At 43.2% G+C, this 8099-nt stretch carries 10 protein-coding genes; 2 read left to right on the plus strand and 8 right to left on the minus strand.

Going from position 1 to position 8099, the window contains the following annotated elements:
• The first annotated feature begins 151 nt into the window (after window positions 1–151).
• Both AB7U36_RS13850 and AB7U36_RS13855 read left to right on the plus strand, forming a co-directional pair.
• Window positions 152–532: a cyclic nucleotide-binding domain-containing protein gene (locus tag AB7U36_RS13850; protein ID WP_320397056.1), complete on the plus strand. Its 381-nt coding sequence runs from the start codon at window positions 152–154 to the stop codon at window positions 530–532.
• 156 nt (window positions 533–688) lie between these two features.
• The gene (locus AB7U36_RS13855; protein WP_320397057.1) at window positions 689–1606 is read left to right on the plus strand and encodes an N-acyl amino acid synthase FeeM domain-containing protein; all 918 of its coding nucleotides are present in this window, start codon (window positions 689–691) and stop codon (window positions 1604–1606) included.
• On the opposite strand, the gene AB7U36_RS13860 is transcribed toward AB7U36_RS13855, so the two are convergent.
• From AB7U36_RS13860 to AB7U36_RS13895, 8 genes are all read right to left on the minus strand, one after another.
• Window positions 1592–2572, minus strand: a complete 981-nt coding sequence (locus tag AB7U36_RS13860) for an efflux RND transporter permease subunit (protein WP_428160337.1) — start codon at window positions 2570–2572, stop codon at window positions 1592–1594. The genes AB7U36_RS13855 and AB7U36_RS13860 overlap by 15 nt on opposite strands.
• Before the next feature lies 1 nt (window position 2573).
• A complete protein-coding gene (locus tag AB7U36_RS13865) occupies window positions 2574–2792 on the minus strand; it encodes a hypothetical protein (RefSeq protein ID WP_277005262.1) in 219 nt (72 codons plus the stop codon).
• Window positions 2793–2813: 21 nt separating this feature from the next.
• Window positions 2814–3503 (minus strand): hypothetical protein, encoded by a 690-nt coding sequence (locus AB7U36_RS13870; protein WP_277005263.1) that lies wholly within the window; start codon window positions 3501–3503, stop codon window positions 2814–2816.
• 28 nt (window positions 3504–3531) lie between these two features.
• Window positions 3532–5028 carry a DUF1302 family protein gene (locus tag AB7U36_RS13875; RefSeq protein WP_428160338.1) on the minus strand — a complete coding sequence of 499 codons (1497 nt, stop codon included), beginning with the start codon at window positions 5026–5028 and terminating at the stop codon, window positions 3532–3534.
• A gap of 30 nt (window positions 5029–5058) precedes the next feature.
• Window positions 5059–5844: an outer membrane lipoprotein-sorting protein gene (locus AB7U36_RS13880; protein WP_428160339.1), complete on the minus strand. Its 786-nt coding sequence runs from the start codon at window positions 5842–5844 to the stop codon at window positions 5059–5061.
• 493 nt (window positions 5845–6337) lie between these two features.
• A complete protein-coding gene (locus AB7U36_RS13885) occupies window positions 6338–6655 on the minus strand; it encodes a nucleotidyltransferase domain-containing protein (protein ID WP_428160340.1) in 318 nt (105 codons plus the stop codon).
• Between the two features lie 72 nt (window positions 6656–6727).
• The gene (locus AB7U36_RS13890) at window positions 6728–7636 is read right to left on the minus strand and encodes a transposase (protein WP_428160341.1); all 909 of its coding nucleotides are present in this window, start codon (window positions 7634–7636) and stop codon (window positions 6728–6730) included.
• A gap of 122 nt (window positions 7637–7758) precedes the next feature.
• Window positions 7759–8099: type II toxin-antitoxin system PemK/MazF family toxin (locus tag AB7U36_RS13895; RefSeq protein ID WP_428160342.1), on the minus strand; the 341-nt coding region annotated here is incomplete at its 5' end.

The raw sequence follows: 8099 nt of genomic DNA on the forward strand, positions 1-8099 counted from the left end.
GAGGATTATTTTAAAAAGCCGGTGAATGTATCAACACTATTGAAAACAGCTGAATCCGCATTCGAAAAAGTGAACCGCTGGAAGAAAATGTAAGAAATAGCGCAAGCGATATAGCAAAAAATGTATCGGACCCTTTTAGGTATTGAATTCGATGCTGACTAACTTACAGGATCTTCATGACTTTCTTTCCCGAGTGCCACTGTTTTCATCGGTGCCGGCGGATCAGATCCAAGTGATTGCCGGACTGTTTAAAAAGGAGTTTTATCACAAGGGTGACATTATCTGCCGCCAGGACGAACCCGGAGATTGCATGTATGTGATTCGTTCGGGTACGGTGTCGGTGTTCAAGGAGGCAGACGGGGAAAAGATTTTTGTAACTGAGTTGAAACGGGGTGATTTTTTCGGAGAGATCTCTCTGCTTTTAAAGGCGTCCAGAAATTCAACAATAGAGGCATCGCTGGATGTGGCTTTATTTTGGCATGTCATGGAAAGCGAAAAACCCGGCTCGAATCAGGTATTGCAATTTTTGTAACTGCTGTTGTAATTTTCGTAACCATTTTCTTGTTTTTTTTGTAATTTTTTTCTTATTTAAAAGATATTTATGCAAAAATTCGCTGAAAATGGATTTTCAATAAAAAAACCTATGGTGTTTTTTGACATGGTATTAGAATTGCTGTAGACTTGTATTATGAAAATATCAAATGCATTATCAACAACGTTGCTACCTTGTCCGCCGGGCCCGCCGGTGTACCTCAAAAAAAGAAGCATCCATGATGAACTTCCGGATCTTCAAACGAAACTGGACGGCGTCACCTTTCGTGAGGCATCCAGTATCCAAGACTATATATCCTGTTTCAGTTTGCTACATGATGTTTATGTAGAAGCAGGGTTTATTCAGCCTTCTCGTATCCCATTGAGAATTATCCCGCACCATTCCGATCCCGAAGCCAGGGTCTTTATGGGGTGCCCGATAGATACCCAGGCAGAAAAGAGGCCCATATATACGGTTAGCCTGTTTCCGGATAATGAACAAGGCCTTCCCATGGATATTGGGTTTAAACGGGAGGTAGACGTGTTAAGAAACCAGGGGCGCCGCCTCGTTGAAGTCGGGTGTCTGGCATCACATCCGGAATTCCGGAAAGGAGACAAAAAGATTCCCATGCTGGGCAATCGTATGGTTGTGTCGTATGCGGTTAACACCCTTCATGCAGATGACTTATTAATCACGGTTCATCCCAAATATTTAAAAATTTACGAAGATATCCTTTTGTTTGAGAAGATCGGACAGATTTCGTCTTATTCCTATGTAAACGATAATCCAGCCGTGGCTCTTCGCCAAAACTTAAAGACATGGCCTCAAAAACTAAAAAAAGTTTACGGTAAAAACCCGATAGAAAAAAATCTATACCACTTCCTTTTTGAGTCCGAACCAACCTCAACTGACCCGCAGTTGGCAAAGGAAGATAGGGCTGATAATAAAAACTTTGTTATCAAGGTTATCACTGGTGAGTTTCTGACCGACTTATGTCAAATAGGCTGCCCTACTCATGAAAATATTTGCAATTATTTCATGAATTTTAGGGAAAAATTATCAGCTGCCGGCTGATTTGTTCTGATCGAGCTGTACTTTTTCCCTTCGCCCACCACTTAGCATAACTGCTGGCAACAGCACCAAATCGCCAATAAGGGCCGTTATCATGATGATTGCACACAACAGGCCGAAATTGATCACCGGGATGAACCGGCTGAACACGTCGACCCCAAAACCTATACATAAAATAAGCGAAGATGAAATAATGGCCCGGCCCTTAATCCGGATAACCGATGCCAGCGCTTCCCTGGTAGTAATCCCCCGGGCGCGTTGATGCTGGTATTCAGACAAAAAATGAATTGTATCATCAACGGAAATCCCAAGTGCCACGGCAGCGATCAAAGCGGTACCTGTATCAAGCGGGATATTCAATACCCCCATGATTCCAAAATTAAGGATAATCGGAAATAAGTTGGGCAGCATACTCAGGGCTGCAACACTGACGGAGCGGAACGCTAAAAACATAATAATGCAGATAACGATCGTGGCCAAAGCCAGACTGTACAACTGGCTTTCAACAATCGCATCAACAACACTGACCAATTCAACGGCATCACCTGTGATTCTGATTTCCAGCCCCTTGTGATCAATTTGATCAATCATCTCCTGGATGCGCCCGATCAATGCCTGCTGCTGCTGGGTACCATGAACCGAAATCCGTACAGCCAGCCGGGCATGATCATAATCGCTATTAATATAATCCTCCGTATCATCCGAGTCGTATAAAAGCAGATACTGTGAAATGAACTGGGTTGAATCTGGGATGGCATAAAATAAAGGATTTTCATTGTGAAAAGACTGGTGCATGTCTTTTAAAAAATCAACAAGGCTGATGGTCTTGTCAACACCTTCCAGCTTAGAAACAAACTGCTGAACCTGGTCGACCACCTGAAGATATCGGGGGGCTTTAAACTCGTCCAGATGCTGAGCTTTAAACGAAATATCCAGAGAAGCTACGCCTGCCAGATTAGATTCTACCATATCAAGCGATGTGCGAAAAAATATGGACTGTGTCACTCAACGCCAAGGCCATTACCAGGGGGATGACAATTATGGTTACATTGTTCACCGCGATACCTGTTAAGCCCATAAGCCCCCGGGTGGCACCTACACACAGGGTGATATTGATTAAGGCCAGCAAGGCAAGCCGGACATTTTTGAAGAAGAACCAAATGGCCAGAATAATCAGCATATAACTCATGGGCACAAAAACCATAGTGTCTTATTTCAAATACTGACTGAGAAAGAGATTGGTAGTGGTGCCGCCACCCATATAAAATTGCATCCCCTGCTGTTCATAGGGCTCCAAAATTGCCTTTGTCTCGTTAATCAGGCGTTTTCGCAGTCCTTTATCTTCGGGGTCAACATGGGGTTCGATCAGGATAGCCGCTGTTTGTCCGTCAATGGAGATCAGGGTTTTGCGGTAAAGTCTGTTTTCAATCGCTGTTTTTTTAAGTAAGGCCAGTGCTTGGGTGTCTTCTGGAATCTCGTCTAAAAAAGGGCGCGCCTCAAAAAAATCCGGCCCGCCGATAATATCATCTACATTGGCTATACTAAGCACCTTTTCAGCGTCTTCCAGCCCTTCCAGCTTCTCTGTAATCTCACGTATTATTTCCAGCCGTGGCTTTGAAAACAAATCGTAACTCTTAACGGCAATTACAAAAAACTCATCATTTCCAAACACTTCCTTGAAACTGTCATAAAAAACAATGTCGGAATGATTTTCAATGGTGAAATAATCTACATTGTCCACAGTTTTGACAAATAGATTAAACACAATAAATGATAGAGCGACCACCAAAGAGACTGCAAAAAATTTTTTGGGGTGGCGGCAGACAATAGAGAGTTCTATGGGAGAGCGCTTCCCACAAGAATAAAGGACTTCAATGTTTTTCTTCGCTTTTTGAGTCATTTGGATTCACTAATTTAAATCAGAACATCTAAAATTTTATTTCAGCCGTCAAATAGACCTGATCATTATATTTATAACGGCCGGGTATTGTTTCATTGCTTCCATCGAACCACTCGCCCCCGATTTCAAATATGATTGGGTTCCAGAAAGATAAGCGGAGTTTTGGATTCAGCACGGTGGCATCTCCTGACAGCTCATAATAATACCGGCACTCCATTCTGAAATCCCCGTTGAAAAATTCCTTCCACAAGGTGCCGTTTATGGCCCGGGTTGTCTCCGTAGCCCAAATAATCCGGCTTTCATAGTCTTGTATCCGGCTAATGAAAAGTTGAATATTGGCATACCAGTCGTTTACGCCGCTATAATCAATGCCTGTCATGAGCTGCACCACAGGTTTTCGAATCCGCTGCAGGTCCCGGGTAAAATAACTGGCGTGATCAATATAGGCCAGATCCCCCCTCACCCCGAAAGAGTGCAGGGTGGTTTCAAATTCAAAACCGAAAATATTTTGCCGGTCATGGGTAAGCATCACAGACTGGCCGGTGGCATTTAAAAAATCTGCCAGTTGAGACGTTGTCACATTGCCCGCAGAAAAAGGAAACCCCACAGGGAGATAAAGGGAGTCGGGGGTGGGCAGATCTTCCCTGGCATACAGCCAGCTGAATGCCCAGTCCAGGCGTCCGGCAATTCCGGACAACCGAATTCCGCCTTCGCTGTTTTTCAAAGAATCGGAAGAGCTTTCTTCTTTGAGTGTTATCTCGTCTGCATGCCCCAATAGTGCCCAGTCTGTTCCGATAAGATCATATTCTGATTTAACAAAAAAGGGGATAAAGACCCCGGAAATTGTAAACTTGCCGGCATAAATCTCCAGACCGGCCATGGGAATGGGAAGCTTGCGGTCCTCCCGACGGCCGGAAAGATCCTCGCGAAGATCCTCGGGATTCAGATTGTCCAGCGGGCTGTAGGCATCGGTTTTCCCCCATCGTATAACCTGGTTGCCCAGTTTCAGATTAAAACCGTCGCCTCTGAAGTTAAGATAGGCATCATCCAGGCGGATATCGGCATCTTCCTCCCAGTCACCGTCGTTCCCGTAAGAAAAATAATTTATATTCGCGAAAAGCGCTGCACGCAGCCGATCCCCATGCACCAGGCTTGCTCCGACCCTCAACCGGGCATGATTCATCATATCATCTTCTGAATTATTGTCTTCACTCACATCATGGGCAAACTTGTTGCGCACTTCTCCAGACAGCTTAAACAACCCTTCGTTCTTATCACGCTCCCGGGTATCTTCTCCCTCAGCCCATAGGCCTTCTGTATCATCTGAACTTTCATCATTTTCTTCCCATTCCTCTTCCCAGGTTTCATCATTGGATAGGGCATCGTCTTTCTTATTTTCCGCTTCCAGAGACCTTTCTGTCCGGATGGAATCTAAGCAGAATGCCGGCTGCGGACATAAGAAAAACAAGGGGGAAAAAATTAAAAACAGAAGAACCCCGTACCGGCATATTGGAAAACGGGGCATTACATGACCTCCTCAAGAGTGAATAGGGGTCTACTGAGTATGTTTCATATATCCTTTGGTAAAAACCTCATCAGGAACATTACGATTATATTGGATTTCCTCGGTTTTCATTAGTGTACGGTGCTCTTTTTTCAAATCATTCATCTCTGCGTCAAGAATTGTCCAAATACCATCAATTTTTTGAATATTTTTACCTGTGAATATCTTAAAAAGCCTGTTGCGTTTATCATAAAACTCGATCTTAATGGGCAGATAGATCTCCTTGATGACCCATATAATCCGTTTGCCATACTGGGAATCATCCAGCCTTTTGGGGATGCTTTCAAGAACCCAACAGTCATATGTATCAATTTTTTCTTCCCTTAAAATCATGTGCGTGTCCTGCTTCACCTCCCTGGACTGAAGGTCTTCGTAAGTATAATCCGTATTGACAAAACGATTGGATTTCTGGCTGGAGACAATCCGCCGCACCCTTTGCAATGCAGGCAGATAGAGGAACTGGTCATCGTCGAGATCCTTATTTTCCCAAGTCAAAAAAGCAGTTCCGTCAATATCCGCAGGAGAAGTAAACCGCATATAGCTTTTAGATAGATCCCCATATTTTTTGACCACAGTGATCAGGTTCCTGAATCTTTTATTACCCCTTTTGTCGATCAGCAACATACGGATTTTCGAGGTGGCATCCTGCCCATCATTTCTATCCGCTACATTTTGCGCTATCTGGACACCGTCGACAGCAACTGCCGGGCATGCCCAGGATAGCATCGCAACAATAATCATTAAGGTATGGATTTTGATATTAATTAAATTTTTCATAGATTTTTCCGGAATTCCATTTTGTCTCCGCAGGAATTTCAGCATATCCTGCGAACGTTGACAAGGCTTTTTTTAATATCACGATCCTAATACATCGTTACATCCAAAAGGAGATATAACTCTGCCCCCTTTTATGTGTTATGTTAGGAATTTACAAAACATTGAAACGCTCTCTGTCTTCGGGAACAATTAAATAAACTGCCAAACTCATGAAACACCAATGCCGCCACAGCCTTATCCTGACCCTTTACCATTTTCAATCTGCAGCGTGTTCGACGGTGACCGCCACCTGAAGCCCGGCCTTGGAGAGCATATCCACAAGTGCATCAAGTGATGCCGGTTATCTTCGGAGAAAAAAATTTCCTGGCCGCCATTGCCTCTGAGCATCACGTGATAAAATGCGCCTGGATAATGTAATCTTGGTTTTCTTGCCATATGGAGAAGATATCAGTAGAATGTCAAAATATCAAACCTGACCCCATATCCTAAAAAATCAGATGATCCTGAATCCGGTTTCAAGGATTTCTCTTACAAAAGGGTCTTCTTGTGTAAAATCTTCCTCTCTGAACGGCATGGGTTCAATATCAGAATTTACCTGAAATTTATACTTTCTGATGCGATTCCTGTCGTTGAACCGGATACCTTCAAACTGGTTTGAAACAAGGGCTAGGTCAATATCACTCAGGTCTGAAAAATTTCCTTTTGCATAACTGCCGAATAAAAAAGCCTTGGATATCATCAACCCGTTTTGATTCAGTAAAAGAATATAGTCTTTAACGGATTTTAAGATTGTATTTGGGATTTCAGCCATTCAGCAACAACCTGTATTTTGGTAAAATAATTGTCAGTAAATTCTTTGGTGCAGATTTTATGGGTGAAAGGGTCAGGCTCGACATTTTGACATTTGCTCAAGGTTTATTTTTATTGTTTTAATTTTTCCCTGCAATTCGGCATCGGTTCGAAGACGCTCTCTTATCCGTCCGGCCGCCCTGCTCAGGGCGCTGAGATCCCTGCTAAAAATCTTTCCCAAATCTGTCAGTGCCGTATGATTATTTTCCTGAACCAGTAAAGCGGCAACAGCTCTTGCTTCAGCGGCTGGCTGGCGTTTTCCCGGGTCAAGAAGGGTTTTATTGTCAATTCCGTATATCATACATAAGGACACTATCAATTTATCATATGACCACCTGTGTGGCCGTTGTTCATCCACCAGCGCAAGAACTTCATCACTGAAACGGTCATTACCTAAAATCCTGCTTTCAAATACACCGGTATGAAACTCTTTCCTGTAACCTTCGTCCATCCGGGCTTGAACAAAATCAGTGTAAAGCCTTTTGGCAATGCTTTCATTCCGGTCAAATTGTGAAAAAATAACCTTTGTAGTCAGCCATGGGTATTTTTGTATTCCAAGGTAGGCGTTGTGACTGCTCCACTGATAGTCAGCCGGATTTTCACAGACTTTTGCCCTGACCGGATTGCAATGAATATATCTGACGAGTTCAAGTAGATAGTTGTCTTTGTCGATAAGAATCGCTTTATATCGTCCCTGGAATAGATGACCAAGCCGCTTTTGCCGTGAATTTATATAACGCGTATATCGAAAGCTTAAATTTTGCATTATCTGGGAAAGCGGCGTTTCTCCAACCTGAATGACCAGATGGACATGGTTCATCATCAGACAGAATGCGTGAACGCGATGATTGTATCTTTTCCAGCCTTCCCCAAGCAGAAAATAAAAGTGATGCCGGTCATCTTCGGAGAAAAAAATTCCCTGGCCACTATTGCCTCTGAGCATCACGTGATAAAATGCGCCTGGATAATGTAATCTTGGTTTTCTTGCCATGTGGATTAAGATATCAGCGGAATATCAAAATGTCAAGCCTGACCCTATGCCCTATCCTGACCCTTGACCCTGTCTTAAACATCCAAATCAAGATGAACTTTAATGGCATTGTCAACCTGAAGCATCAAGTCGTGATCAAGATGCCCAATGGGCTTTATTAATCTGGCTTTATCTAATGTACGAATCTGATCGGCTTTCCCTTTGTAGTCTTTGACTAATCTGGTGTTGTTTTGGGATAAAAAAATTTCAAAAGGATATATCTTTGATATGTTCCTGGACGTAACGGGGATAATGGTAACCGTTCCTGAATATTGATTCCCAATATCATTCGAAACAACTACAACGGGTCGTGTTTTTGAAATTTCATGGCCGATCACTGGGTCAAGGACTGCCAGAAACAGATCACCTCTTTTAA

The organism is Desulfobacter sp., assembly GCF_050177295.1.